The organism is Williamsia sp. Y712, from assembly GCF_059445525.1.
The window spans coordinates 1,449,473-1,474,687 of the sequence record NZ_JCAIUN010000001.1 but is presented as its reverse complement, the minus strand read 5'-3'; the positions used below and the strand labels follow the sequence as shown (position 1 = coordinate 1,474,687).

At 64.7% G+C, this 25,215-nt stretch carries 25 protein-coding genes; 14 read left to right on the top strand and 11 right to left on the bottom strand.

Going from position 1 to position 25,215, the window contains the following annotated elements; genetic code table 11:
* Positions 1-40 precede the first annotated feature (40 nt).
* Genes AC1D75_RS06940 through AC1D75_RS06925 form a run of 4 tightly spaced genes read left to right on the top strand, consistent with a single transcriptional unit; the run spans position 41 to position 3,773 of the window.
* Positions 41-1,060, top strand: a complete 1,020-nt coding sequence (locus AC1D75_RS06940; RefSeq protein ID WP_495514552.1) for a Zn-ribbon domain-containing OB-fold protein — start codon at positions 41-43, stop codon at positions 1,058-1,060.
* Between the two features lie 14 nt (positions 1,061-1,074).
* Entirely contained in the window at positions 1,075-2,121 is a 1,047-nt protein-coding gene (locus AC1D75_RS06935; RefSeq protein ID WP_495515998.1) for a thiolase family protein, read from the top strand.
* The gene (locus AC1D75_RS06930; RefSeq protein ID WP_495514551.1) at positions 2,121-3,296 is read left to right on the top strand and encodes a thiolase family protein; all 1,176 of its coding nucleotides are present in this window, start codon (positions 2,121-2,123) and stop codon (positions 3,294-3,296) included. Before AC1D75_RS06935 ends, AC1D75_RS06930 begins: the two co-directional genes overlap by 1 nt.
* Positions 3,297-3,329: 33 nt before the next feature.
* Positions 3,330-3,773, top strand: a complete 444-nt coding sequence (locus tag AC1D75_RS06925) for a nuclear transport factor 2 family protein (protein ID WP_495514550.1) — start codon at positions 3,330-3,332, stop codon at positions 3,771-3,773.
* Between the two features lie 187 nt (positions 3,774-3,960).
* Here AC1D75_RS06925 and AC1D75_RS06920 read toward each other — a convergent pair whose 3' ends face one another.
* Complete coding sequence (locus AC1D75_RS06920) at positions 3,961-5,247, bottom strand: cytochrome P450 (protein ID WP_495514549.1); 1,287 nt, start codon at positions 5,245-5,247, stop codon at positions 3,961-3,963.
* Between the two features lie 160 nt (positions 5,248-5,407).
* Here AC1D75_RS06920 and AC1D75_RS06915 point away from each other — a divergent pair, with 160 nt between their 5' ends.
* The 4 genes from AC1D75_RS06915 to AC1D75_RS06900 all read left to right on the top strand — a co-directional run bounded on the left by AC1D75_RS06915 (position 5,408) and on the right by AC1D75_RS06900 (position 9,986).
* Positions 5,408-6,574 carry a steroid 3-ketoacyl-CoA thiolase gene (locus AC1D75_RS06915; protein ID WP_495514548.1) on the top strand — a complete coding sequence of 389 codons (1,167 nt, stop codon included), beginning with the start codon at positions 5,408-5,410 and terminating at the stop codon, positions 6,572-6,574.
* Positions 6,575-6,580: 6 nt separating this feature from the next.
* Entirely contained in the window at positions 6,581-7,060 is a 480-nt protein-coding gene (locus AC1D75_RS06910) for a nitroreductase family deazaflavin-dependent oxidoreductase (protein WP_495514547.1), read from the top strand.
* Positions 7,061-7,184: 124 nt separating this feature from the next.
* Positions 7,185-8,885: an alkaline phosphatase D family protein gene (locus AC1D75_RS06905; protein WP_495514546.1), complete on the top strand. Its 1,701-nt coding sequence runs from the start codon at positions 7,185-7,187 to the stop codon at positions 8,883-8,885.
* Between the two features lie 21 nt (positions 8,886-8,906).
* A complete protein-coding gene (locus tag AC1D75_RS06900) occupies positions 8,907-9,986 on the top strand; it encodes a metallophosphoesterase (protein WP_495514545.1) in 1,080 nt (359 codons plus the stop codon).
* On the opposite strand, the gene AC1D75_RS06895 is transcribed toward AC1D75_RS06900, so the two are convergent.
* Positions 9,974-10,360, bottom strand: a complete 387-nt coding sequence (locus tag AC1D75_RS06895) for a VOC family protein (protein WP_495514544.1) — start codon at positions 10,358-10,360, stop codon at positions 9,974-9,976. The two genes, AC1D75_RS06900 and AC1D75_RS06895, sit on opposite strands and share 13 nt — an antisense overlap.
* 87 nt (positions 10,361-10,447) lie before the next feature.
* On the opposite strand from AC1D75_RS06895, the gene AC1D75_RS06890 reads away from it, so the two are divergent.
* Positions 10,448-11,101 carry a GNAT family N-acetyltransferase gene (locus AC1D75_RS06890; protein ID WP_495514543.1) on the top strand — a complete coding sequence of 218 codons (654 nt, stop codon included), beginning with the start codon at positions 10,448-10,450 and terminating at the stop codon, positions 11,099-11,101.
* An 85-nt stretch (positions 11,102-11,186) separates the two neighbouring features.
* Here AC1D75_RS06890 and AC1D75_RS06885 read toward each other — a convergent pair whose 3' ends face one another.
* The 3 genes from AC1D75_RS06885 to AC1D75_RS06875 are packed head-to-tail and all read right to left on the bottom strand — an operon-like array spanning position 11,187 to position 13,274.
* Complete coding sequence (locus AC1D75_RS06885; RefSeq protein WP_495514542.1) at positions 11,187-11,561, bottom strand: DUF8021 domain-containing protein; 375 nt, start codon at positions 11,559-11,561, stop codon at positions 11,187-11,189.
* Positions 11,558-12,478: an SDR family oxidoreductase gene (locus AC1D75_RS06880; RefSeq protein WP_495514541.1), complete on the bottom strand. Its 921-nt coding sequence runs from the start codon at positions 12,476-12,478 to the stop codon at positions 11,558-11,560. The genes AC1D75_RS06885 and AC1D75_RS06880 overlap by 4 nt, the downstream gene beginning before the upstream one ends.
* Positions 12,479-12,494: 16 nt before the next feature.
* The gene (locus AC1D75_RS06875; RefSeq protein WP_495514540.1) at positions 12,495-13,274 is read right to left on the bottom strand and encodes an SDR family oxidoreductase; all 780 of its coding nucleotides are present in this window, start codon (positions 13,272-13,274) and stop codon (positions 12,495-12,497) included.
* 91 nt (positions 13,275-13,365) lie between these two features.
* Between AC1D75_RS06875 and echA20 the strand changes: the two genes are divergently transcribed.
* From echA20 to AC1D75_RS06850, 5 genes are all read left to right on the top strand, one after another.
* Positions 13,366-14,139, top strand: a complete 774-nt coding sequence (gene echA20 / locus AC1D75_RS06870) for a (7aS)-7a-methyl-1,5-dioxo-2,3,5,6,7,7a-hexahydro-1H-indene-carboxyl-CoA hydrolase (RefSeq protein WP_495514539.1) — start codon at positions 13,366-13,368, stop codon at positions 14,137-14,139.
* A 6-nt stretch (positions 14,140-14,145) separates the two neighbouring features.
* A complete protein-coding gene (locus AC1D75_RS06865; RefSeq protein WP_495514538.1) occupies positions 14,146-15,036 on the top strand; it encodes a CoA transferase subunit A in 891 nt (296 codons plus the stop codon).
* Positions 15,006-15,821: a CoA-transferase subunit beta gene (locus AC1D75_RS06860; protein ID WP_495514537.1), complete on the top strand. Its 816-nt coding sequence runs from the start codon at positions 15,006-15,008 to the stop codon at positions 15,819-15,821. The genes AC1D75_RS06865 and AC1D75_RS06860 overlap by 31 nt, the downstream gene beginning before the upstream one ends.
* Entirely contained in the window at positions 15,818-16,888 is a 1,071-nt protein-coding gene (locus AC1D75_RS06855; protein ID WP_495514536.1) for an NAD(P)H-dependent flavin oxidoreductase, read from the top strand. The genes AC1D75_RS06860 and AC1D75_RS06855 overlap by 4 nt, the downstream gene beginning before the upstream one ends.
* Positions 16,889-17,062: 174 nt before the next feature.
* On the top strand, positions 17,063-18,379 hold the full coding sequence (locus tag AC1D75_RS06850) for a class I SAM-dependent methyltransferase (RefSeq protein ID WP_495514535.1): 1,317 nt from the start codon (positions 17,063-17,065) through the stop codon (positions 18,377-18,379).
* Positions 18,380-18,394: 15 nt separating this feature from the next.
* On the opposite strand, the gene AC1D75_RS06845 is transcribed toward AC1D75_RS06850, so the two are convergent.
* The 6 genes from AC1D75_RS06845 to AC1D75_RS06820 form a co-directional block, all read right to left on the bottom strand.
* Positions 18,395-19,291, bottom strand: coding sequence for a DUF389 domain-containing protein (locus tag AC1D75_RS06845; RefSeq protein ID WP_495514534.1), 897 nt, complete (start codon positions 19,289-19,291; stop codon positions 18,395-18,397).
* Between the two features lie 127 nt (positions 19,292-19,418).
* Positions 19,419-19,973 (bottom strand): TetR/AcrR family transcriptional regulator, encoded by a 555-nt coding sequence (locus tag AC1D75_RS06840; protein ID WP_495515997.1) that lies wholly within the window; start codon positions 19,971-19,973, stop codon positions 19,419-19,421.
* Positions 19,974-20,167: 194 nt separating this feature from the next.
* The gene (locus AC1D75_RS06835) at positions 20,168-21,679 is read right to left on the bottom strand and encodes an aldehyde dehydrogenase family protein (protein WP_495514533.1); all 1,512 of its coding nucleotides are present in this window, start codon (positions 21,677-21,679) and stop codon (positions 20,168-20,170) included.
* A 261-nt stretch (positions 21,680-21,940) separates the two neighbouring features.
* On the bottom strand, positions 21,941-23,095 hold the full coding sequence (locus AC1D75_RS06830) for an acetyl-CoA C-acetyltransferase (protein ID WP_495514532.1): 1,155 nt from the start codon (positions 23,093-23,095) through the stop codon (positions 21,941-21,943).
* 38 nt (positions 23,096-23,133) lie between these two features.
* Positions 23,134-23,946 (bottom strand): SDR family oxidoreductase, encoded by an 813-nt coding sequence (locus tag AC1D75_RS06825; protein ID WP_495514531.1) that lies wholly within the window; start codon positions 23,944-23,946, stop codon positions 23,134-23,136.
* Positions 23,943-25,196, bottom strand: a complete 1,254-nt coding sequence (locus AC1D75_RS06820) for an acyl-CoA dehydrogenase family protein (protein ID WP_495514530.1) — start codon at positions 25,194-25,196, stop codon at positions 23,943-23,945. Before AC1D75_RS06820 ends, AC1D75_RS06825 begins: the two co-directional genes overlap by 4 nt.
* Positions 25,197-25,215 lie beyond the last annotated feature (19 nt).

Sequence of the window (25,215 nt, the reverse complement as noted above, 5' to 3'; positions counted from 1 at the left end):
GTCCTTGCGTGACAATCTAGAACCTGTTCTACTCGATTCTGTGAGCGTGAGCCAGATATCAGCAGGATTTGCCGCCGTAGTCGCCCCCATCGAGAACCCCGACGACCCCGTTCTGTCCGCACCACTGCACAACGCCTTCGACTACACCCGCTCGCTCGGGCCGGTCCTGGGACGTTTTGCACGTGGGCTGCTGGACGGCAAGGTGATCGGAGGTCGCGCCGCGGACGGAACCGTGTACGTCCCACCGGTCGAGTTCGATCCCGTCACCCGGGGGCAGATCGACGACTTCGTCGAGGTCTCGCCCGTGGGCACCGTGACCTCATGGACCTGGATGGCGCAGCCCATCAAGGGCCAGCCATTGTCGAAACCGTTCGCGTGGGCCCTGATCCGGCTCGACGGCGCCGACACCGCCCTGCTGCACGCCGTGGCCGCAGGTGGTCCCGCCGATCTGAGTACCGGTGCCCGCGTGCATGCGGTGTGGAAGTCCGCACGTACCGGCCGCATCGACGACATCGACCACTTCGCACTCGGCGAAACCCCAGAACCCGCGTCTCCCAACACCTCCGAGCCTTCGGCTTCGGACGGTGTGATGATCACGACTCCGATCGAATTGACCATCGACCACACCGCCTCCATCGAGGAGACCTGGTATCTGCAGGGCCTCAAGGAGGGCAAGCTCTACGGCGGGCGCACCGGCCCGGGAGCGCCGGTCTACTTCCCACCGCGCGGCGCCGACCCGACCAACGGGAATCCGACCGGAGAGAAGGTCGAACTCACCGACAAGGGCGTGGTGACCACGTTCTGCATCGTCAACGTCCCGTTCCTCGGGCAGCAGATCAAGCCGCCGTATGTGGCGGCCTATGTCCTGCTCGACGGCTCCGACATCCCGTTCCTGCACCTCATCCTCGAAACCGAGGCTGCCGATGTCCATATGGGCATGCGAGTCGAGGCCGTCTGGCGCCCGCGCGAGGAGTGGGACCACACGTTGCGCAACATCAGCCATTTCCGTCCGTCGGGTGAACCCGACGCCGACTACGACTCCTACAAGGATCATCTGTGAGCACATACCGCGACATGCCCCCGATCGCCGTGATCGGATTTGCGCACAGTCCCCACGTCGATGCGACGTTCGGAACCACCAACGGCGTCGAGATGCTGGTGCCGTGTTTCCAGAAGCTGTACGCCGACCTCGGGATCAGCCGCACCGACATCGACTTCTGGTGCTCGGGTTCCTCGGATTATCTTGCCGGGCGAGCCTTTTCATTCATCTCGGCGATCGACTCGATCGGCGCCGTCCCGCCGATCAACGAATCGCACGTCGAGATGGACGCCGCCTGGGCCCTCTACGAGGCCTGGGTGAAGATCGCCACCGGCGAGGTCGACGTTGCTCTTGCCTACGGATTCGGAAAGCCGTCGGCTTCCAATACCGATCAGGTGCTGGCGCTGCAGACCGACCCGCACACCGTCGCCCCGCTGTGGCCCGACGCACGGTCTCTCGCTGCACTGCAGGCCCGGGCCGGCCTCGATTCCGGGGCGTGGACCGAAGCCGACATGGCGGCAGTGGCCGCCAGGGGTTCCGGAGCCTCGGTGGATGAACTCCTCAAGTCCGACTACGTCGCCGATCCCCTTCGCGCCCACGATGTCTGCCGCTACACCGACGGCGCCGCCGCGATCATCCTGGCCAGCGAACATCGCGCCCGGGAGCTGGTGGCCAACCCGGCATGGATCACCGGCTGGGATCATCGCATCGACACCCCCAACTTCGGGGCCCGAGATCTGACGAAGTCGCCATCGACGAAACTCGCCGGCGACACTGCGCTCGGCAAGAATCGCACGTTCGACGTCGCCGAATTGCATGCGCCGTACAGCCACCAGGAACTGATCCTCAAGTCCGAACTCGGATTGGATGATTCGGTGATCATCAACCCGTCAGGCGGCGCGCTGGCCGCCAACCCGCTGTTCTCGGCCGGACTCGAACGGATCGGCTACGCGGCGACCACGATCCTGGCCGGCAACGCCGGGACCGCACTGGCCCACGCCACCAGCGGTCCACTTCTGCAACAGAACATGGTCGTCGCGCTGGCCGGCGACGCAGCCGGATCCTCGAAAGGTAAAAACTGATGGGCCGCTATCGCGCTGCGGTGCTCGGCACCGGGCAGACCAAATACGTTGCCAAACGCCATGATGTCTCGATGGCCGGCCTGTGCCGCGAAGCCATCGACAAGGCACTCGAAGATGCCCAGGTGTCGATGGACGACATCGACGCCATCGTGATCGGCAAGGCACCCGACCTGTTCGAGGGCACGATGATGCCCGAACTCGCACTGGCGCAATCGCTGGGTGCAGAGGGCAAACGACTGATCCGCGTCCACACGGCCGGATCCGTGGGTGGTTCGACCGCCAACGTCGGGGCCTCGCTGGTCACCTCCGGCGTGCACCGGCGGGTGCTGGCGATCGCATGGGAGAAGCAGTCTGAATCAAATGCCATGTGGGCATTGTCGATTCCGGTGCCCTTCACCATGCCGGTCGGCGCAGGCGCGGGTGGTTTCTTCGCCCCCCACGTCCGCTCGTACATCCGAAGGTCCGGCGCTCCCGATCACATCGGCGCGATCGTCGCCGCGAAAGACCGGCAGAACGGCGCCCTCAATCCCCTGGCGCATCTCCACCAGCCCGACATCACGGTCGAGAAGGTGATGAGTTCACAGATGTTGTGGGATCCCATCCGCTACGACGAGACCTGCCCGTCGTCCGACGGCGCCTGCGCAGTGGTCATCGGTGACGAAGAAACCGCAGACGACGCAGTGGCCCAGGGCATTCCGGTGGCCTGGATCCACGCCTCGGCCATGCGGACCGAACCGCTGTCGTACTCCCACCGAGACACCGTCAGTCCGCAGGCCGGCCGTGATGCCGCCGCCGCACTGTGGAAGGCGGGCGGGATCTCCAATCCACTCGAAGAGATCGACGTCGCCGAGATCTATGTCCCCTTCTCGTGGTTCGAGCCGATGTGGCTCGAAAACCTGGGTTTCACGCCCGAGGGCGAGGGCTGGAAACTGACCGAGTCCGGCGACACCGCCATCGGCGGGAAGCTGCCGGTGAATCCGTCGGGCGGCGTGTTGTCGTCGAATCCGATCGGCGCCTCCGGCATGATCCGTTTCGCCGAGGCCGCCATCCAGGTCCAGGGCAAGGCGGGCGATCACCAGGTGGCCGGCGCGCGTAAGGCACTCGGCCATGCATACGGTGGTGGATCGCAGTACTTTTCGATGTGGCTCGTGGGCGCCGACAAGCCCACGCACTGACATCGACGCGACGACCGACACGACGGAGACATGATGACGAAGGCACAACCGGCCTACATGAACATCGACCGCGCCAACAACCCCGCGGTGGTTGCGGGCCGGATGTCCCGCGAGTACGTGGGATCACGCAACAAGGCCGCCTGGGTGAACCTGTTCGCCACCGACGGGATCGTACAAGATCCCGTCGGCCCCTCGATGTTCGACGAAGAAGGCATCGGCTTCACCGGGCACGACCGCATCGGTCAGTTCTGGGACATGTCGATCGGCGCCACCGAACAGATCGAGTTCCTCTTCGATGAGGAGATCATCTGCGGCAACGAGGTCGCCTATATCGGCAAGATCGTCACCCACATCGCCGGACACGTCTCCGAAGCCCGGGGCGTGTTCACGTACCGCGCCAACCCCGACGGCAAAATCGCTGCGCTGCGCGCTTTCTGGGAAGTCGAGAAGACGATCAACTCAGTCCGCAAGGCCTGATCGACCCTTTCCCGCTCGCTCTTCTCGGTCCCGCGTACTCCACGGAGTACGCGGGACCGAGTTTTTGCGCGCGCGGTCCCCTGTATCGACACGCGCGCGAGTCCCTCGTATCGACAGCAGTGTGGTTGTGCCGACAGCAGTGTGGCCCCACCCTTTCAAAGGGTGGGGCCACACTGGATGTTCGTGACTAGTGGGCGACGGGGCAACCGGTTCCGTAGTTGACCGTCATCTCTTTGACACCGTTGATCCAGCCGGACCGCAGGCGGCGCGGCTCGGCGAGCTTGGTGATGTCCGGCATGTGGTCGGCGATGGCGTTGAAGATCAGGTTGATCTCCATCCGTGCCAGGTTCGCTCCGACACAGTAATGAGCGCCGTGACCACCGAATCCCACGTGCGGGTTGGGGTCTCGCAGGATGTCGAACTCGAAGGGATTCTCGAACACTTCTTCGTCGAAGTTCGCCGATGCGTAGAACATCCCGACGCGCTGGCCCTTCTTGATCTCGACATCGCCGAGAACAAGATCGTGGCGGGCGGTGCGCTGGAAGCAGTTGACCGGCGTGGCCCAGCGGACGATCTCGTCGGCCGTGGTCGCCGGACGTTCCCGCTTGTACAGCTCCCACTGATCCGGGTTGTCGATAAAGGCGTTCATCCCGTGACTGATCGCATTTCGGGTGGTCTCGTTGCCTGCCACCGCGAGGAGCAGCACGAAGTAGCCGAACTCGATCTCCTCGAGGGACTGCCCGTCGATGTCGGCATTGACGAGTGCCGTCACGATGTCGTCTTTCGGGGAGTTCTTGCGCTCCTCGGCCATCGTGTAGGCATAGCCGAGCAGTTCGGCCGAGGCGATCTGCGCCGGACTGAGCTCTTCACCCTCGAGGGGCTCGTTGAACTCGGGATCGTCGGTGTTCATCATCGTGTTCGACCAGTGGAACAGCCGCTCACGGTCTTCGGCAGGCACGCCGAGCAGATCGGCGATGGCCATCAGCGGCAGATTGACCGCAACATCCTCGACGAAGTCGCCTTCCCCTTTGGCAGCGGCATCACGGGCGATCTTCTGGGCCGCCTCTTCGAGGGACTCCTCAAGCGCGTGCACGGCCTTGGGCGTGAACAGCTTCGCCACGAGCTTGCGCAGACGGGTGTGCTCCGGCGGATCGTGGTTGATCAGCAGCGCCTTGGTGATGTCGAGCTGCTCCGAGGTCATCTCGTCGTCGAACCGCATGATCACACCGTTTTCGTTGGTGGACCAATCGTCGTTGTTCTTCGACACCGCCCGAATGTGCTCGTGCTTGCTGACAACCCAATACCCACCATCGTGGAAGCCACCACCCTTGCCCTCTTCCTGGGCGTTCCACCAGACAGGGGCGGTCTTGCGCAATTCCGCGAATTCCCGGACCGGGATACCCTGCTCTAACAGGTCAGGACTGGTGAAGTCGAACCCCTTCACGAACGGGCACACCTGCTCGGCCTGCGTCATTGCATTCCCCTCAATCCTCTGCATGAACGTGTTCTAGTCGATCGTAGAGCACAATGGTCAGCAAGGCCACTACCTGCTGTAATAGGACTTGTGTCCAGTTGGCAACTTGTTCTAGTTTCGTATGGACAACGACCTTTTTCGCGGTACGAAAGGAAATGACATGGGAACACCGGTGATCGTCGAGGCGACCCGCTCCCCGATCGGCAAACGAGCGGGATGGCTCTCCGGACTCCATCCGGCGGAACTGCTCGGAGCGACCCAGAAAGCTCTGGTGGAACGCGCCGGAATCGACCCGAACGAGGTCGAGCAGGTCATCGGCGGCTGCGTCATGCAGGTGGGTGCGCAATCGAACAACGTCACCAGGACCGCGTGGCTGCATGCCGGGCTCCCGTGGCAGACCGGGGCGACCACAGTCGATTGCCAGTGCGGTTCTGCCCAGCAGGCCAATCACCTGATCGCCGGCCTGATCGCGACCGGCACCATCGACGTCGGGATCGCCTGCGGTGTCGAGTCGATGACAGCAGTTCCGCTCGGCGCCAACGTGATGCTCGAAGGTGCGGGCAAACGACGCCCCGAATCGTGGGATATCGACATGCCCGATCAGTTCGGGGCCGCAGAACGTATCGCGAACCGGCGCGGGATCACCCGCGCGGACGTCGACGCGCTCGGACTGCGCAGCCAGCAGCTCGCCAAGCAGGCCTGGGACGAGGGCCGCTTCGACCGGGAGATCTTCTCGCTGAAGGCACCCGAGCGGACAAAGGAAGGCGAGCTGACCGGCAACATCCTCGATGTCGCACGCGATCAGGGATTGCGCGAGACCACCCTGGAGTCGCTGGCCAAGCTCAAGCCGGTGGTCGAGGGTGGCATCCACACCGCAGGCACCTCGTCGCAGGTCTCCGACGGCGCCGCCGCCGTTCTGATCATGGACGAGGACAAGGCAAAGGCGTTGGGGCTCAAGCCTCGTGCGCGCTTCGTCGCGCAAGCACTGGTCGGCGCCGAGCCGTACTACCACCTCGACGGACCGGTCCAGGCCACCGAGAAGGTCCTGACCAAGGCCGGGATGTCCATCTCCGACATCGACCGTTTCGAGGTGAACGAGGCCTTCGCGTCAGTGCTGCTGTCCTGGGCCGCGGTTCACAACCCCGACATGGACAAGGTCAACGTCAACGGCGGCGCGATCGCGCTCGGCCATCCGGTCGGATCCACCGGGGCGCGCCTGATCACCACCGCGTTGCATGAATTGGAGCGTTCCGACTCGTCCACCGCCCTGATCACCATGTGCGCCGGTGGAGCGCTCTCCACCGGAACCATCATCGAACGGATCTGAGCTCCTATGCCGCCGCAAGAAACCCCCAAGGCCCTCAATTCGAAGGCCGTCGGCACGATCATCAAGCTCGGATCACGCATCAACACCCGCGTCTACAAGATGAGCGGGGGCAAGGTCGGGGCAAACTGGAGGGTCGGCGCCGGCTTCAAGAAGCCGGTCCCGGTCATCCTGCTGACCACCATCGGCCGCAAATCCGGGAAGCCGCGCACTGTTCCGCTGCTGTATCTGCGCGACGGCGCCGACATCGTGGTGGTCGCCTCCCAGGGTGGCATGGCATCGAACCCGGCCTGGTACCTCAATCTGAGGGACAACCCCGACGTCACCATCCAGGACGGCAAGCACACCACGGTGATGCGAGCCCGCGAGGCCACCGACGCTGAGCGCGAACGCCTGTGGCCGCAGCTGGTGGAGATCTACGCCGATTTCGACACCTATCAGGGCTGGACCGAACGCAAGATCCCGGTGGTCATCTGCGAACCGAAATGAGTTGACGCGCGGCGGCGCAGGGGGCCACACAGCCAAGTGTTCACCGGTGGGTCGCAAAGAATTCTTTGCGAAGGTGACCCGATCGGATGCTCGGGGTCGCCGGGTATGCCAGGATTTGTGCGCAATGACAATTACCTCAGATCCCCAGCCGGCGGTGCCGGCGCCCACCTGGACTGCGCCGTCTCGTCGCGCATTTCTCGGCGGAGCCGCAGTCGGAACCGTTGGCATCCTCGGGACGGTCTATGCCGGGCGCGCGGGCGCCGATAGTCCAGCGCCCCAAGCGGCATTCCGGCACGGCATCGCGTCGGGTGATCCGCTGCCGGATCGCGTGATCCTGTGGACCCGTGTCACTCCCACCCCCGACGCCACCCCGGGGTCCGGTCGCGGCGGTGCCACCTCCGTGGCCTGGGACGTCGCCACCGATCCGGGGTTTGCGTCGGTGGTCTCGTCCGGGACCGCCGATACCGGACCCGACCGCGACCTCACCGTCAAGGTCGATGCCGGTGGTCTGGCACCAAATACCCGCTACCACTATCGGTTCCGCGTGGTCAGCGGTCCGGCTGCCGGTGCCGTCTCCCCGACCGGGCAGACAAAAACAGCACCCGCGACGGCCGCCGACGTGGCCGAGGTGCGATTCGGTGTTGCCTCCTGTGCGAACTATGAGGCCGGATACTTCAGCGCCTACCGGCATCTGGCCGCACAACCGGACCTCGACGCGATCGTCCACCTCGGCGACTACATCTACGAGTACGGGGTCGGCGAGTACGGCGGACATGACGGGTCGGTCCGCACCCACGAGCCGCCACACGAGATCGTCTCGCTAACCGACTACCGAATCCGGCACGGCCAGTACAAATCCGACGTCGACCTGCAGGGTGCGCACCGCAATGTGCCGTGGATCTGCACCTGGGACGACCACGAATCGGCCAACGACGCCTACGCTTCGGGCGCCGAAAATCACAGTGCGGCCGAGGGTGATTGGCAGGCCCGCAAAGCCGCCTCCGAGCAGGCCTACTACGAGTGGATGCCGGTCCGGCCCGAAGTCGACGCCGGCGGCCGCCATCTGTACCGCCGCCTGCGCTTCGGAAACCTGCTCGAACTCACGATGCTCGATCTGCGGACGTACCGCAGTGCACAGCAATCGATGACGTCCGCGAAAACCGACAGCCCGGCCGCCACCATCACCGGCGCCGCGCAGATGTCGTGGCTGACCGGTGGTGTCGTCTCGTCGCCTGCCACGTGGCAGATCATCGGCAACCCGGTGATGATCAGCCCCATCCTGATCCCGCCGCTCGAACCACGCACCACCGAGGCACTGACCGAACTACTCGGTGTCCCGCAGGCCGGGGTCCCGTTGAACGCCGATGCGTGGGACGGCTACACCGCCGACCGCAAGCGGCTCTACCAGGCGTTGCAAGACAACAACATCGACAACGCGGTGTTCATCACCGGCGACATCCATATGTCTTTCGCCTGCGACCTACCCGTCGACGCCGCGAACTATCCGGGCGCAGGCACCGTTGGTACCGAGTTGGTGGTCACCTCGGTGACCTCCAACAACGTCGACGACATCGTCGGGGTCCCCGAATACACCGCCGGCGCGGTCGCTTCGGCCGCACTCACCAACATCAATCACCACCTGCGCTGGGTCGACACCGATGCCCACGGTTACGCGGTCCTGACCGTGACCCCGGCTGCCACACAGATGGATTGGTATTTCATCGACAACCGCAGTGATCCACGCTCGGGTCAGCGATACGCTCAGTCCTGGCGGGTGCCGGGCGGCTCCAAGCACGTTCACCCCGCCACCGGTCCAGCTCGTTGATTCGCAGAAAGACACCCCGCCATGAGTGAGCAGCCCACACCATCTCGTTCCGGCATCCGCCGGCGCACGTTCCTGGCCGGGACCGCGGCAGCGGCAGGCGCCGGAATCGCCCTGGCAGGCACAGCGCAGGCTGCACCCGCGAACAACGGCCGGTTCCCGTTTCCCCAAACCGGTTCGACGGCACGGATTCTGATCACCGGCGACGCCGGAACCGGTGAGGCGCCCCAGTACGCGGTGACCAAGGCGGCCCGGGCACTGCACGCGCAGAACCCGTTCGGGATGGCAGTCGGGCTGGGCGACAACATCTATGAGACCGGCCCCAACGGCCCCGACGACCATCAGTTCGACGAGAAGTTCGAAAAGCCCAACACCGGCCTCGACTTCCCGTGGGTGATGGCATTGGGCAACCACGACAACTCCGCGGTGTTTCCCGGCGACGGTGGCTGGCTGTTGCGCGGTGATGCCGAGGTGGCGTACCACTCGCGGTCATCGCGCTGGTACATGCCCAGGCGCTACTACTCGGTGGCGGTACCGCAGCAGACCCCACTGGTCGAGTTCTTCATCCTCGACCTCAATCCGATCGCGGCGTACATCCCGCCCTTCCTCGCGCCGTATTGGGAACCGCAGGGCACGTACATGACACAGCAGCGTCAATGGCTGCGAAAAGCACTCGCCGAGTCCAAGGCGACGTGGAAGATCGTCGGAACGCACCACCCCTACCTCAACAACGGACCTCACGGCAGCGCCGGCCACTACGACGGCATCCCGATCCCCCCGATCAACGGCATCCTCGTCAAGGAATTCTTCGAACAGGAGATCGCAGGCCGCGCGCACTTCTTCCTGTCCGGGCACGATCACTCGCTGCAGGTTTTCGATCCGACCACCTTGTCGAAGGGCACCCGCCAGCTCGTGTCGGGCGCCGCGTCCAAGTCCGTCGAAGACCGATCGTCCAAGGAAACCCCGGCGCTGTACGAGAACTATTCCAACCGCGGATTCATGACCATGGACATCACCGAATCGGCCGTCGACCTGAGGGTGTTCACCGTCGATCTGGCGAGCGGAATCCCGTCGCAGGCCTTCGGAAAGGTCTATTCCGGCTGATCGGACGCCTGGCCCAGATGCAGGTGGTTTCCGTCCGGATCAACGACCTCGGCGACCCGTTCGCCCCAGGGCATGTCTGCCGGCGGGGAGACCGCGCTCGCACCGGAAGCAACCGCCGCCTCGAAGGCGGCGTCGCACGCCTCGACGTACAGCCACAGCGACACCCGTCCACTCGTGTCCGCAGTCGGCGCGGTCGGATCAGGCGAGATACCGAGACTTTGTGATCCGAGCTGCAACGACACGAACTGCGGCTCACCTTCCTCCGGGAACTGGTAGGCGAGCTCTGCTGCGAAGACCGCGCGATAGAACGCCACCAGCCGGGCGAGGTCGCGACTGGACAAGATCGGGAACAGTTCATGAACCGCTGCGGGCATGGTCGATCTCCTCGTTCGCCGGTTCCGGCACGTAGAGCCTACCGGGGTCAACAGGCCCGACGAGCACATTCGCAATAGACTCACACCATGACTGATCCAGACCGCGCCGCAATTCGTCGCGACATCACCGCCGCACTCGAAGCCGCTTTCGAACAACGCCATGCCGTACTCGACGCCATCGTCGGGGCCGAAGACCGTCCAGCCGCCGTGGCAGCCATCGCAGACCTGCTCTCGGTGCCTGCCGTCGGTGCAGAGGCCGTCCTGGGGATGTCGTTCGATCGTTTGACGGTGTCGGCACGGCGCGCCAATGCCGCCGAGCTCGAGGACCTCAACAGCAAGCTCACGTTCACCCAGACCGACCGTCCGGCCGCGACCGCCGAGACGCTCTTCCTGCGGCCGTTCAAAGACAGCGATGCCGACCTGTTCGCAGCCCGGACCGCCGATGTGGGTGCGGCAGGCGACGGCAGCGGCACACCGGCCGCCGAGATCAGCGAAGAGATCTCCTCGGCCAACAGCCGGATGGACAACGAAGAAGCCGTGTGGCTCGTGGCCGTCGAGGGTGAGCAGAAGGTGGGCATCGTCTTCGGCGAACTGTCCGACGGAGAGGTCGACGTCCGGATCTGGATCGCACCCAACCACCGCAAGCACGGCTACGGCACCGCTGCGCTCCGTCGCAGCCGCTCCGAACTCGCCGCGTACTTCCCCGGTGTCCCGATGGTGGTCCGCGCCCCCATCGCATAATTCGTAAACGCTCCACCTATGCGAAGACGCTCCACATATTTGTGGAGCGTCTTCGTATTTGTGGAGCGTTTGCGGGTCGGCGGTGTCACCGACGGTGCGGGACTCCGAACTTCGCGAGGATCCTGATGATCCGGCCGGTCTCGTCGAACTCGAAACTCTCGGTCACGGACGCCCGTAGCCGCAGTGGCTTCGGATGCACATGCACATAGAACGTCGCGTGGACGACGCGCCCCGTTGAGATCGTGGCCTCGAAGTCACCGATCGCATGGATGAGACGGAACTGCGGTCCGCGAGCCAGACTGCGCCGCAGGTGATCTCCGTTGCGGCCGGTCTTGATACCCATCTCGATCCGAACACAGTCCGGATGAAACGGCACCCCCGATGGGTCATGGCTGACCAGGGCGTCGACATACGACTTCGCCGCCGCGATCAGCTCTCCATCGGTGGGCGCGGCGGTCATCGTGCCCCGTAGACCGGCATCGGTGTGGGTGCTTCTTCCAGGATGTCTTTCACCACGGGTCCGAGTTCAGCCGGATCCCACTTGGCGCCCTTGTCCCGCTTGACGCTTCGCTGCCAGCCATCGCTGACCGAGATGGTTCCACCCTCGACCTCGAAGACCCGGCCACTGACCTGAGCCGACTCCTCGGAGCCCAGCCAGACCACGAGCGGGGACACGTTCGCCGGATCCATCGCGTCGAACGAGCCGTCCTCGGGCGCTGCCATCTGCGCGGCCATGGCCTCACCGGAACCGGTGGTCATGCGGGTACGAGCCGACGGCGCAATGGCATTCACCGTGACACCGTAACCCTTCATCTCCGCCGCGGCCTGGATGGTGAGTTCGGCGATCGCGGCCTTGGCGGCGGAGTAGTTGCCCTGTCCGACCGAGCCGTACAGCCCGGCGCCCGACGAGGTGTTGATGACACGGGCCGCCCGGGTGTTGCCTGCCTTCGACTCGGACCGCCAGTACGCGGCGGCATGGCGCAGCATCGCGAAGTGCCCCTTGAGGTGGACGCGGATGACGTTGTCCCAGTCCTCTTCGCTCATCATCACCAGCATCTTGTCGCGCAGGAAACCAGCGTTGTTGACCAGCACGTCGAGGCCGCCGAACGTGTTGATCGCGGTCGCCACCACGTTCTGCGCACCGGCCCAATCAGCGACGTCGTCGCCGTTGACGACCGCTTCGCCGCCCGCAGCGATGATCTCGGCGACGACCTGCTCGGCGGGAGACTCCCCGGTGGCCGTCCCGTCCAGGCCGGCGCCGATGTCATTGACCACCACTTTCGCGCCTTCGCGGGCGAAGGCCAGCGCATGTTCGCGGCCGATCCCCCGGCCGGCGCCGGTCACGATGACAACGCGTCCGTCAACAATTCCACTCATCATTATCTCCTCAGGTTCAGGTGTTGGTAGGGGTGACCGAGTTCGCGGCGGTGGCGGCGTCCAGGAACGCCAGCTTCTCTCCGCCGCCATGCACGGTCAGTGTCGAACCGGTGATGTAGGAAGCCAACGGCGACAACAGGAATGCCACCGCATTGCCCACATCCTCGGGTGAGGCCAGACGGCCCATCGGGATGGTCTTGCCGACGGCATCCACCCCGGCCTGGTCGCCGTAGTGCAACTCCGCCAACTCGGTGCGTACCGCCCCGGCGACCACCGAGTTGATCCGCACGGTCGGTGCCCATTCGGCGGCCAGTGAACCGGTCAGCGAATCGAGCCCCGCCTTGGCCGCACCATAGGCCGCGGTCCCGGGCGACGGCCGATGGCCGCTCATGCTCGAGACGTTCACGATCGAGCCGCCGCTTTGCTGTTCACGCATGATCTTCTGCGCTGCCTGAGAAATGATGAGCGGCGCGAGCATGTTCAGTTCCACGATCTTCGAGTGGTAGCGAGGTGAGACGTCCGCGGCAAGTGCAAACGGTGCCCCGCCTGCATTGTTCACCGCCCCGTCGAGACTGCCGTGGCGCCGGGTGATGTCTTCCAGCATCGCGGTGACCGCGTCAGCGTCGCGAATGTCGCAGCTCACGAAGTCCACCCGCGGATCGGGTACGTCGGCAGGCCGCCGAGCACACGCCACCACGGTGGCTCCCAGGTCTGCCAGCACCGCACTGATACCGGCACCGACACCTCTGACGCCACCGGTCACCAGTACCACCTGGCCTTGCAAGCCGAGGTCCATCCACGCTCCGTTCCGAGTCAGCAATTTGAGTGTTAAGGTACCAAGCAATTGCTTGGTTGGTCTACACCAGGACAGTACGCGAGGAGCATTGATGCCGATCACCACATCCACAGTTGAACCGGGAGTCGTCACGGTCACCGTCGACTACCCACCGGTCAACGCCCTGCCGTCGGCGGCATGGTTCGAACTCGGCGAGGCGATCATCGCCGCCGGTCAGGCGCTGGACACCCACGTTGTGATCCTGCGAGCCGAGGGCCGGGGGTTCAATGCCGGCGTCGACATCAAGGAGATGCAGGCCACCGAGGGATACGACGCCCTTGTCGCCGCCAACCGCGGATGCGCTGCCGCTTTCGCCGCGGTCTACGACTGCGCGGTGCCCGTCATCGTCGCGGTGAACGGATTCTGCGTGGGCGGTGGCATCGGTCTGGTCGGCAACGCCGACGTGATCGTGGCCTCCGACGACGCCATCTTCGGGCTGCCCGAGGTCGATCGCGGGGCACTGGGCGCCGCCACTCACCTGGCCCGGCTCGTCCCCCAGCACACGATGCGCACGCTGTACTTCACCGCGCAGAACGTCACCGCCCAGCAATTGCTGCACTTCGGTTCGGTGCAGGCAGTGGTGCCGCGAGCCGAACTCGACGAGGCCGCACTGGAGATCGCCCGCAAGATCGCCGCGAAGGACACCCGCGTGATCCGGGCGGCCAAGGAAGCCATCAACGGCATCGATCCGGTCGACGTGAAGAACAGCTACCGCCTCGAACAGGGCTACACCTTCGAACTGAACCTCGCCGGCGTGGCCGACGAGCACCGTGACGCGTTTGTCGAAACCGGCAAGCCAAAAACCGCAACAACCAAGGGGGCTTGAGCCCAGATGGCAACCGACAAGACCAGCACCCTCGACGAGATCATCGGCGAGATCGAAAGCGGAATGACCATCGGTATCGGTGGTTGGGGTTCGCGGCGTAAGCCGATGGCACTGGTACGGGCCCTGGCCCGTTCGAGCGTCACCGACCTGACCGTGGTCACCTATGGCGGGGCGGATCTCGGTTTGCTCTGTGCCGCAGGCAAAGTGAGCAAGGCCTACTACGGCTTCGTCTCGCTCGACTCCCCGCCGTTCTACGATCCGTGGTTCGCACACGCGCGCACCACCGGGGCCATCACGGTCCGTGAGATGGACGAGGGCATGGTCAAGTGCGGCCTCGAGGCCGCCGCTGCACGCCTGCCCTTCCTGCCGATCCGCGCCGGACTCGGCTCCGACGTCCCGAACTTCTGGGATGGCGAATTGAGCACGATCACCTCGCCCTACCCCGACGAGGACGGCCGCCACCAGACCTTGATCGCGATGCCTGCCCTGGAACTCGACGCGGCGTTCGTCCATCTCGACATCGCCGACAAGCACGGTAACGCCGCCTACACCGGCGTCGACCCGTACTTCGACGACCTCTACTGCGGTGCGGCCAAGCGGCGTTACGTCGAGACCGACCGCCTGGTGACCACCGAGGAGCTGGTGGAAAAGGTTCCGGTGCAGCGTCTTCTGCTCAACCGGCTCAATGTCGACCGGGTGGTGCACACCCCGAACGGTGCGCACTTCACCTTTGCAGGCGAATACGGGCGCGACGAGGCCTTCCAGCGGTTCTACGCCGAGTCGGCCAAAACCCCCGAGGCCTGGCAGGCGTTCTCCGACCGGTTCCTGACCGTGCCCGAAGACGTCTATCAGGCAGAGGTCGAAAAATGGAACTCCGAGCGAGAGGCCGCACAGTGACTACCCCGATTACCGCGTCAGATGTGACACGCGCCGAGTACTGCGTCCTCGCGTGCGCCGAGATCTTCACCGGCGCAGGCGAAATCATGGCCTCGCCGATGTCCACCACCCCGTTGATCGGCGCCCGGCTGGCGCGCCTGACCACCGAACCCGACCTGCTGATCACCGATGGCGAATCCATGATCTTCGCCGACACCCCGGCCGTCGGACGCTCCGGCGCCATCGAAGGATGGATGCCGTTCCGCAAGGTCTTCGACGTGGTCGCGTCCGGCCGCAGGCACGTGGTGATGGGCGCCAACCAGATCGACCGGTACGGCAACCAGAACCTCGCATCGTTCGGGCCGCTCCAGCACCCCACCCGCCAGATGTTCGGATCCCGCGGCGCACCGGGAAACACCATCAACCACCCCACCAGCTACTGGGTTGCCAAGCATTCCGCTCGGGTGTTCACCGATGTCGATGTGGTCTCCGGTGTCGGCTACGACAAGATCGACCCCGAGAACCCGGCGTTCAAGTACCTGAACATCCCCCGCGTGGTCACCAACCTCGGTGTCTTCGACTTCGAAGGCCCCGGCCACACCATGCGTGCGGTCTCTCTGCATCCCGGCGTCGACGCCGCAGAGGTCGCCGAGAACACGGGCTTCGAGATCGCCGGCCTGGCCGATGCTGCGGTCACCCGCACGCCCTCGGCCGAGGAACTGCGGATCATTCGTGAGGTCCTCGACCCGAAGGGGCTGCGGGAGAAGGAAGTCAAGCCCGTACCGTCTGACAAGGCAGCACAGTGACCGCATCTCCGCTTTCGACCCGGTTCACCGAACTGGTCGGCATCGATTACCCGATCGTCCAGACCGGCATGGGCTGGGTGTCGGGACCATCGCTGACCTCGGCGACGTCCAACGCCGGCGGACTGGGCATCCTGGCCTCGGCGACGATGACCTATTCCGAACTGGAAGCGGCCATCAAGAAGACGAAGACGCTGACCACCAAGCCTTTTGGTGTCAACATGCGCGCCGACGCCACCGACGCACCCGAGCGGATCGACCTGCTGATCCGCGAAAAGGTCAAGGTCGCCTCGTTTGCGCTGGCACCCAAGCCTGACCTCATCACGAAGCTGAAAGATCATGGCATCGTGGTCATCCCGTCGATCGGTGCCGCAAAGCACGCGGTGAAGGTCGCGTCATGGGGTGCCGACGCCGTCATCGTCCAGGGCGGCGAAGGTGGCGGACACACCGGTCCGGTTGCCACCACGCTGTTGTTGCCGAGTGTGCTCGACGCACTCGGACCCGACGGCATCCCGGTGGTCGCGGCCGGCGGGTTCTTCGACGGCCGTGGCCTGGTTGCCGCATTGGCGTACGGTGCCGAGGGCGTGGCGATGGGCACCCGATTCCTGTTGACCAGCGACAGTGCCGTGCCCGACTCGGTCAAGGCGCAGTATCTCGAACGCGGGCTCAGCGACACCGTCGTCTCGACGAAGGTCGACGGCATGCCGCACCGGGTGCTGCGGACCGAGCTGGTGGACAAACTCGAATCGGGCAGTGGCGCAACCGCACTGGCGGCGGCCGCGAGTAACGCCAACAAGTTCAAGCGGATGACCGGCATGAAGTGGTCGACCATGCTCAAAGATGGTCGCACCATGCGCAAGTCGGGCGAACGCACCTGGCAGCAGATCATCATGGCAGGCAACACCCCGATGTTGTTGCGGGCCGGACTGGTCGACGGCAACACCGAAGCCGGAGTCCTGGCTTCGGGTCAGGTGGTCGGGATGATCAACGACCTGCCCAGCTGTGATGAGCTCATCCAGCAGATCATGACCCAGGCACGGAGCCGTCTGGACGGTCTGCGCAAGTTCTGATCCCCTGACCCCGTGTAGGCCTTGGCACGTACGCCGGTGCGCGTGGGCAAGGCCTACACGGGGATCGGATCACCAAATCAACTGGTGGTGAACTCTTGCCACTTCGGACACTCCCCGCGAACCAAAGTGTTAGCTTTTTGAAGCAGCTGACCGTTCGCGCAGGGAGGTCCTTCGATGAGTTCAGCCGCACAACGTGTGCTCTCGACGTTCGAAGAGCTCGTAGGGACTGAACTCCCGATTCACGTGCGATGTTGGGACGGCTCCGAAGCCGGACCGCCCGACAGCGCCGCCCGTGTCCACCTCCGGAATCGAACTGCCCTCCGTCGCATGTTGTGGTCGCCAGGCGAACTCGGCCTGGCCCGCGCATTTGTGGCAGGTGACCTCGAGGTCGAGGGCGACATCTTCGCATTGCTGGATGTCCCCGGACTGCTCTCGCGGATCAGCGAACACCGCGTCCGCACCATGCGTCCGGGTGCGGTCCTGCGCATCGTGGGTTCCCTGGCCAGACTCGGCGCCGTCGGACCGCCACCGAAACCACCGGCCGTCGAGATGCGGCACAAACGCGGGCCACTCCACAGCCGAGCACGCGACTCCGCCGCAATTTCGCACCACTACGACGTCGGTAACGACTTCTACCGCCTGTTCCTCGACAGCGGCATGGTGTATTCGTGCGCATATTGGGAGGACGGCGTCACTGATCTGGACGTCGCCCAGATCGCCAAATGTGATCTGGTCTGCCGGAAGCTCGGCCTGAAACCCGGCATGCGTCTGCTCGACGTGGGCTGCGGGTGGGGCACGATGGCCATCCACGCAGCGAAGACGTACGGGGTCGACGTGGTGGGTGTCTCGTTGAGCCAGGAACAGGTCGAATTGGCGAAGACCAGGGTCGCAGATGCCGGTCTCTCCGGACAGATCGAGATCCGGTTTCAGGACTATCGCGACGTCGATGACGGCCCCTACGATGCCATTTCGAGCATCGGGATGTCCGAACACGTCGGGCTCTCGCAGCTACCGACGTACACCGGCACCTTGGACGGATTACTCAAACCCGGTGGTCGGCTTCTCAATCACGCGATCGCCCGGGTCACCTCCCTGCCCGACGACCCCAACCCGTCGGCCACCTTCATCGACCACTACGTGTTTCCCGACGGCGAGATCCTGCCGCTGAGCAAGACAATCGATGCGCTGGAGCAGGCCGGCCTCGAGGTTCGCGACAGTGAGGCACTTCGTGAGCACTACGCGCTCACCCTGCGCGCCTGGGTCGACAATCTGCTGCGGTCGTGGGACCGCGCTGTGGCACTGGTCGGGGCGCAACGAGCCCGCACGTGGTTGCTCTATCTCGCAGCCAGTGCCCTCGGGTTCGAGGAGGCGCGACGTCTCACCATCCACCAGGTACTGGCGGTATGCCCCAGCGACGACGGCGTCAGCGGACTGCCCCGGACCCGCCGCAGTTGGTATCGCCCAGACGTCAGCGGTCAACCGCCGTATTAGAAGCGCCGACGCCCCTCACGGTTCGCGTTGCCACCGATCACCCAGCCGTCGACCGATGGGCAGGGTGGCGCGATACGCCGAGATCTTGGACCACACCATGTGCTGCACCGCCAGCGTCAGCCAGCCCGCGATGGCCATCCCGGCGAGGTTGATCACCAGTTGCAAACCACTGCCGACGATCGCGTCCCGGACTCCGAAAGCCAACCCCAGTGCGACATTGCCCGCGGCGGGAATGGTTGTCACGGAGATGAAGACCCCGGACAGCCCACCCAGCCGGGCCGATGTCAGAGACAGCACCCCAGCGATCCCCGCGATCACGGCAACGATGAACGACCACTTGTCCGGGGTGTAGATGAAGTCGGTGTCGGGCCGGGACTCGGTCACATCGGCCACCGTCACCCAGCCGAAGCCGCGTGCGACGAGGGTTGCGATGGTCGTGGCCACGATGGCCAGCAGAAATCCACCACTCAGGGTCATCAATGCGCGTCCGAGAAGCGTCATCCGGCGGCGTACCAGTGCGACCCCGAGCGCAGCGACGGCCCCGAACTCGGGACCGAGAACCATCGCACCGACGAGAAGGATGCTCGAATCGAGAACGATGGCCACCGCACACAGCACGGTCGCCAAAACCATGAAACTTGCGAAGGTCCAATTGAATTCGGAGTCGTCGTAGGCCAGTTGTGTGACATCGGCCCAGACAACCGCATCTGCACTCGCCCCCGGTGTCGCCCGGTCGGCCTCCCGAGCGCTCTGAGAGACCCACGTCGGGACCGGGGCCAGATGAATACTGCCGAACCGGTGAATTCCCATGTCCCGCAACATATCGACGACCTCGTTGGCACCTTCCCTGGCGATGTAGGCCTCGATCACATCACCTTCGGGCTTGACCGACACACCACGAAGTACCGTCACGTTACTGACAGCGGTGTCCTCGCAGAGAAGTTCTACGATGCGATCTGCGTGTTCACCTGGGGCGATGACCCGTATCTGCAGCATTCCGACAGCTTGCCACGGCGCACCCGCCGAGACGGCGAAGCGGTCAGCGTGGCACGATCCCGTCGAGCACGACGCTCAGATACTGATCGGCCACCTGGCGGGCGGTCCGCTCGCCACCCGGGCGATACCAGCGGACGGCAACCCAGACCGTGTCGCGCATGAAGCGGTACACCAGTTCGGTGTCGAGATCAGGCCGGAAACTGCCGTCGGCCACACCCCTGGTCAGGACGTCGCTCCACAGGGTGCGGAACTCGACGTTGCGATCCTGGATGTACGAAAAACGTTCCTGGCCGGCGAGCCGCTTGGCCTCGTCCTGATAGATGGCCACCGCCGAATGATCGCGGTCAATGCTCTCGAACGACGCGATCACCAAGGCAGTCAAGGTTTCTCGCGCCGGCATACCGGCCGCGACCACCTCGTGATAGGTCTCGAAGAGCGAATCGAGGAACGACTTCAGGATCTCGTCGACCATCGACTCCTTGGAGTCGAAATGGTGATACAGACTGCCGGAAAGGATGCCCGCCGAATCGGCGATGTCGCGGACGGTGGTGGTCCGCAGTCCACGTTCAGCAAAAAGCCCACTTGCCACCGCCAGCAATTCATCACGCCGTGACGGACGACCATTGGCCGCATCAGCCGCCCCGGCCTTTCTCGCCTGACCGGCGCCCTGCTTCTTTGTCCCGCGGCTTTCCGCCACCTGCGACCACCTCCATCGATAGCCTAGCAAGCGCTTGGTTGCCTGGCTGCCGGAAGAGGTCGCCGCGGGTGGCGGAATCCATTCGACCTACGAGGTTACTTCTTGCCGTTTTTCTTGATGGATCGCTTGGTGAAGAAGTTCCACACCTTGAGCTGAATGTTGGTGGTCTTGGTGTCACGCGAGGTGAACGGCGCCGACATCATCTCCGAGACGGTGAGCTTCAACGACGAGAAGGCAATCGCCCGCGTGTGCGAGAAGGTATCGAAGCCGAACTTGCCGTGATAGTTGCCCATACCGCTGCGGCCGATACCGCCGAACGGCAGATCCGGGCCGAACATGTTGACCGCGAAGTCATTTCCGTTGATCGAACCCGATCGGGTCGAGTCGGCGAGCTTGGTGAAGCGGTCGTTGTAGTCGCCGTACCAGTACATCGTCAGCGGGTGCGGGTGGCTGCTGATGTGGGTGATCGCCTCATCGAGTTCCCGGTAGGGGTACACCGTGAGGACGGGTCCGAAGACCTCGTCCTCTTCGATCTTCATGCCTGCCTTGACACCGGTGAGCAGCGTCGGCGGGATCTTGCGCCCCTGGGCATCCGGCAACTTCTCCCCCGCCGGGATCACCTGATGCTTGGTGGCACCGAGAGCTTCGGCATCGTCGATCAGACCGACGATGCGGTTGAAGTTCTTCTCATTGATCGTCGACGTGTACTGCGGGTTGTCCTTGATCGTCGGCAGGTTGGTGCGCCAGCGGGCCAGCACACGGTCGGTGAACTCGCCGACCTTGGACTCCGGTACCCACACGTAGTCGGGGCACAGGCAGACCTGACCACCATTGACCAGACGCGCATCGGCGACCCCGTTGGCGGCCTTGGCGATGTCGGCGTCGATGTCCACGACCACGGGGTTCTTGCCACCGAGTTCGAGTGTCACCGGCACCAGGTTCTTGCCTGCCTCCGCGGCGACCGAAGCGCCCACATCAGGCGATCCGGTGAAGAACATGTGATCGACCTCGAGTTTTGCGAAGTCGGACCCACCACCATGAGCACTGGTCAGCACGGCCAGCTCTTCGAGCTCGAAGTACTTCGGCGCATGCTTTGCCAGCACGGCCGTGGTCTTGGCGGTGACCGACGACGGACGCATCAGCACGCGGTTACCGGCAGCGAACGCTGATCCGGCCGGGACGATCGTGAGCTGCAGCGGGAAGTTCCACGGACCCATGATCCCGACAACACCCTTGGGGTCGTGCCGGAGTTCTTGGCGCAGGCCGGCGCGGGCCAACCATTTACCCGGCGTCGATGTCTTCATCCACCCGGAGAGGTGCTTCTTCTGGTGTGCCAGGTCGATCATGCAACCGGCGATATCCGCTGCCATCGACAGTTCACGGGGACGGGTGCCGAAGTCGTCGTTGAGCGCTTCGGCGATCTCCTCCGCGTGATCGAGGAGCAGCGACTGCAGACGATTGATCCGGTCGATACGGGTCTTGGCATCCGGGATCCCGTCACGCAGGAATGCCGCGCGTTGCAGTTCGAGCAACGCCTGCAGCGACAGCGTATCCGCCGACTTCTCATCTCGGACCTGCTGCTTTGCCACATCTGCTGGTTTGGTCATTGCGCGAGCCTCCACGAGCCGTTGGTCATTTGCGGGACGTTGGAACGAAAATCCAAGTCTGTCGCAAACCAGTATGCGCTACCTCACACCGAGCGCGCCACCGCCCATCTCATGGCACCCGAATTTGTGCCGCCCACCTGCACTTGCAGGTGGGCGGCACAAAGAACGCGAGGTGGGTAATCAAACCCGTCAGAGCCGTTCGATGATCTCAGGCGTTGGCAGTGCCGCCGCCCTCACACCGCGGCGAACTGACCGAACCCGTCAGAGCCGTTCGATGATCGTGACGTTGGCAGTGCCGCCGCCTTCACACATCGTCTGGAGGCCGTAGCGGCCGCCGGTGCGTTCGAGTTCGTGCAGGAGCGTCGCGAAGAGCTTGGCTCCGGTGGCGCCCAGCGGGTGTCCGAGGGCGATGCCGCCGCCGTTCGGGTTGACCTTGGCCGGGTCGGCGCCGGTCTCTTTGAGCCAGGCCAGCACCACGGGTGCGAAGGCCTCGTTGATCTCGATGACATCGATGTCGTCGATGGTCAGTCCGGTCTTGGACAGCGCGTGCTTGGTGGCCGGGATGGGGGCGGACAGCATCATCACCGGATCGTCGCCGCGGACCGAGATGTGGTGGATCCGGGCCCGCGGGGTCAGGCCGTACTGCTTGAGTGCGGTTTCGGAGACGACCAGGGTGGCCGACGCACCGTCGCAGATCTGTGAGGCGACGGCGGCTGTGAGATCCGAGCCCTCGGCCAGGACCTGCAGTGAGGCCATCTTCTCCAGCGACGTCTCGCGGGGGCATTCGTCGACGACGCAGTCGCCGAGTGCAACCGTCTCGGCATCGAAGCGGCCTGCTGCGATGGCGGCGCGGGCGCGCTCGTGCGACTGCAGTGCCCAGCGCTCCATGTCGTCGCGGCTGATGTCCCACTTCTTGGCCATCATGTCGGCACCGACGAACTGGGAGACCTCTGCGTCACCGAAACGCTTGTCCCAGCCCACAGATCCGAGGAAAGGGCTGTCGAATCCGTACTCGGCGCCTGCGAGCATCGCGGCGGAGATCGGGATGGCGCTCATGTTTTGCACGCCACCGGCCACGACGACGTCCTGGGTTCCGCTCATCACGGCCTGGGCGGCGAAGTGGATGGCCTGCTGCGACGATCCGCACTGGCGATCGACGGTGGTGCCGGGGATCTCCAGGGGCAGGCCGGCGGCGAGCCAGGCGCTGCGGGCGATGTTGCCCGCCTGCGGGCCGATTGCATCGACGCAGCCGAAGATGACGTCGTCGACGGTCATCGGATCGATGCCGGTGCGCTCGACGAGGGCGGAGATGACGTGTGCACCCATATCGGCGGGGTGGACCTTGGCCAGCGAACCGTTCCGCTTCCCGACCGGGGTACGCAACGCATCGACGATGTAAGCCTGGGGCGAAGACATGTTGTGCTCCTTCTATATTCGACGTTGGGACAGCAAGATCAGGCGCGCTGGCTCGAGATGGAGACGACCTCACCGGTGAGGTAGGTGGTGTAGTCGCTGGCGAGCATGGCGATGGTGGCGGCGATTTCCCAGACCTCCGCGGCGCGCCCGTATGCCTCGCGGGAGGCCAGGTCGGTGAGCAGTTCTTCGCTGGTCACCTTCGCCAGGAACGGATGCCGAGCGATGGACGGTGCCACCGCGTTGATCCGCACGCCGTATTCGGCGGCTTCGATCGCAGCGCAGCGGGTCAGTGCCATCACGCCGGCTTTGGCTGCCGCGTAATGGGATTGGCTGTGCTGGGCTCGCCAGCCCAGGACCGACGCATTGTTGACGATGACGCCCCCGTGCGGTGCGTCACGGAAGTAGCGCAATGCTGCGCGGGTCGCCCGGAAGGTGCCGTTCAGCGTGATGTCGATGACGCGATCCCACTCGTCGTCGTTCATGTCGACCACGGGGGTCTCACCGCCGAGGCCTGCATTGTTGACCAGGATGTCGATCCGGCCCAATTCACTTGCGGCGGTTTCGATCAGAGCGTTGACCTGCGAGGTCTCCTGGACGTTGCACACGACCTGCGCCACGGTCTGCTCACCGAACTCGGCGCGCAGCTTGTCCGCGGTCTCCGTCAGTCGCCGTTCGTGCCAGTCGCTGACCACCACGTCGGCACCTTCGAGGAGCGCACGCCGCGCGGTGGAGAATCCGATGCCGGTTCCGGCAGCCGCGGTGACGACCACCTTTCGTCCGGCCAGGAGTCCGTGGCCGGGAATCTCTTCCGGGGCCGTCGCCAGCGGGCTGGGGCGATGTTCAACTGTCACGATCGTGCCTCTCGAGGTAGTCCGAGCACGCGCTCGGCAATGATGTTGCGCTGCACTTCATTTGATCCGCCATAGATGGTGTCCGACCTGGTGAACAGGTACAGACGCTGCCATACGTCGAGCTCGACGTTCCCGGGATCGAAGATGTTGTTCGGCGCGCCCTCACTCGTCGCGTCCGGAGCGATCAGCGAGGACGGTCCCTGGACCGCAACCGCGAGCTCACCGAGATCACGATGCCAGTTGGCCCACAACAGTTTTGCCACCGAGGCCTCGCCGCCGGACCCGCCGGTGTCGACCGCGGCCAGCGTGCGTTGCACATGGGCCCGCATCACGCGGAGTTCAAGCCAGGCACGGGCGATCCGCTCGCGGATGACCGGATCCTCGGCCGCCCCATTCGCCTTGGCCATCTCCACGATCTCGGTCAGTTCGCGGGAGAATCCGACCTGCTGGCCGAGCGTGGACACACCACGTTCGAACTGCAGCAGCCCCATCGCGACCTTCCAACCGTCGCCCGGCGCTCCCACCACAAGACTCGCCTCGGTGGTGGCGTTGTCGAAGAAGACCTCATTGAACTCGGAGGTGCCGGTGAGTTGCTGGATGGGACGCACCGTCACACCGGGCTGGTCGAGTGGGACGAGCAGGAAGCTCAGTCCGCTGTGCCGTGTCGAACCGGGTTCACTGCGGCACAGGACGAACGCCCACTGCGCGACATGCGCGAGCGAGGTCCAGATCTTCTGTCCGTTGATCACCCACTTGCCGTTCTCCAAACGGGCCGTCGTCGAGATGTTGGCCAGGTCGGAACCGGCGCCGGGTTCGGAATAGCCCTGCGCCCACAGCTCGTCGACCGTGGTGATCGGCGGCAGGAACCGTTCTTTCTGCTCCTGGGTCCCGAACGCGATCAGCGTGGGCCCGAGGAGTTCCTCACCGACGTGACTCACCCGTGCCGGTGCGCCGGAGCGCGCGTATTCCTGATGGAAGAGGATCCGCTGTTCGATGGTGGCCCCACGGCCACCGAACTCGGTTGGCCAGCCGAGGCAGGTCCACCCCGCCTGCGCCAGCAGCCGGTCCCAGGCCAGTCGGGGTCCAAAAAACTCGTGTTCACTGCCGGGCCCACCACGGGACTTCAGATGCTCGAACTCACCCAACAGGTGTTCATCGAGCCAGGATCGCACAGCGCCCGAGAATTCGGCCGCCGATCCGTCCCATCGTCCCAGGTCCACGCCTCGGTCAGCGAGCTTGATCGCCGTCATGCGATTCAGCCTAGCCGAC

Coding starts and splice junctions, on each gene's coding strand:
- AC1D75_RS06925 (WP_495514550.1), top strand. CDS start 3,330: ATGACGAAGGCACAACCGGCCTACATGAACATCGACCGCGCCAACAAC.
- AC1D75_RS06890 (WP_495514543.1), top strand. CDS start 10,448: ATGACTGATCCAGACCGCGCCGCAATTCGTCGCGACATCACCGCCGCA.
- AC1D75_RS06885 (WP_495514542.1), bottom strand. CDS start 11,561: ATGACCGCCGCGCCCACCGATGGAGAGCTGATCGCGGCGGCGAAGTCG.
- AC1D75_RS06835 (WP_495514533.1), bottom strand. CDS start 21,679: ATGACCAAACCAGCAGATGTGGCAAAGCAGCAGGTCCGAGATGAGAAG.
- AC1D75_RS06915 (WP_495514548.1), top strand. CDS start 5,408: ATGGGAACACCGGTGATCGTCGAGGCGACCCGCTCCCCGATCGGCAAA.
- AC1D75_RS06930 (WP_495514551.1), top strand. CDS start 2,121: ATGGGCCGCTATCGCGCTGCGGTGCTCGGCACCGGGCAGACCAAATAC.
- AC1D75_RS06935 (WP_495515998.1), top strand. CDS start 1,075: ATGCCCCCGATCGCCGTGATCGGATTTGCGCACAGTCCCCACGTCGAT.
- AC1D75_RS06830 (WP_495514532.1), bottom strand. CDS start 23,095: ATGTCTTCGCCCCAGGCTTACATCGTCGATGCGTTGCGTACCCCGGTC.
- AC1D75_RS06875 (WP_495514540.1), bottom strand. CDS start 13,274: ATGGACCTCGGCTTGCAAGGCCAGGTGGTACTGGTGACCGGTGGCGTC.
- AC1D75_RS06920 (WP_495514549.1), bottom strand. CDS start 5,247: ATGACGCAGGCCGAGCAGGTGTGCCCGTTCGTGAAGGGGTTCGACTTC.
- echA20 (WP_495514539.1), top strand. CDS start 13,366: ATGCCGATCACCACATCCACAGTTGAACCGGGAGTCGTCACGGTCACC.
- AC1D75_RS06895 (WP_495514544.1), bottom strand. CDS start 10,360: ATGCCCGCAGCGGTTCATGAACTGTTCCCGATCTTGTCCAGTCGCGAC.
- AC1D75_RS06910 (WP_495514547.1), top strand. CDS start 6,581: ATGCCGCCGCAAGAAACCCCCAAGGCCCTCAATTCGAAGGCCGTCGGC.
- AC1D75_RS06860 (WP_495514537.1), top strand. CDS start 15,006: ATGGAACTCCGAGCGAGAGGCCGCACAGTGACTACCCCGATTACCGCG.
- AC1D75_RS06900 (WP_495514545.1), top strand. CDS start 8,907: ATGAGTGAGCAGCCCACACCATCTCGTTCCGGCATCCGCCGGCGCACG.
- AC1D75_RS06865 (WP_495514538.1), top strand. CDS start 14,146: ATGGCAACCGACAAGACCAGCACCCTCGACGAGATCATCGGCGAGATC.
- AC1D75_RS06820 (WP_495514530.1), bottom strand. CDS start 25,196: ATGACGGCGATCAAGCTCGCTGACCGAGGCGTGGACCTGGGACGATGG.
- AC1D75_RS06880 (WP_495514541.1), bottom strand. CDS start 12,478: ATGAGTGGAATTGTTGACGGACGCGTTGTCATCGTGACCGGCGCCGGC.
- AC1D75_RS06850 (WP_495514535.1), top strand. CDS start 17,063: ATGAGTTCAGCCGCACAACGTGTGCTCTCGACGTTCGAAGAGCTCGTA.
- AC1D75_RS06905 (WP_495514546.1), top strand. CDS start 7,185: ATGACAATTACCTCAGATCCCCAGCCGGCGGTGCCGGCGCCCACCTGG.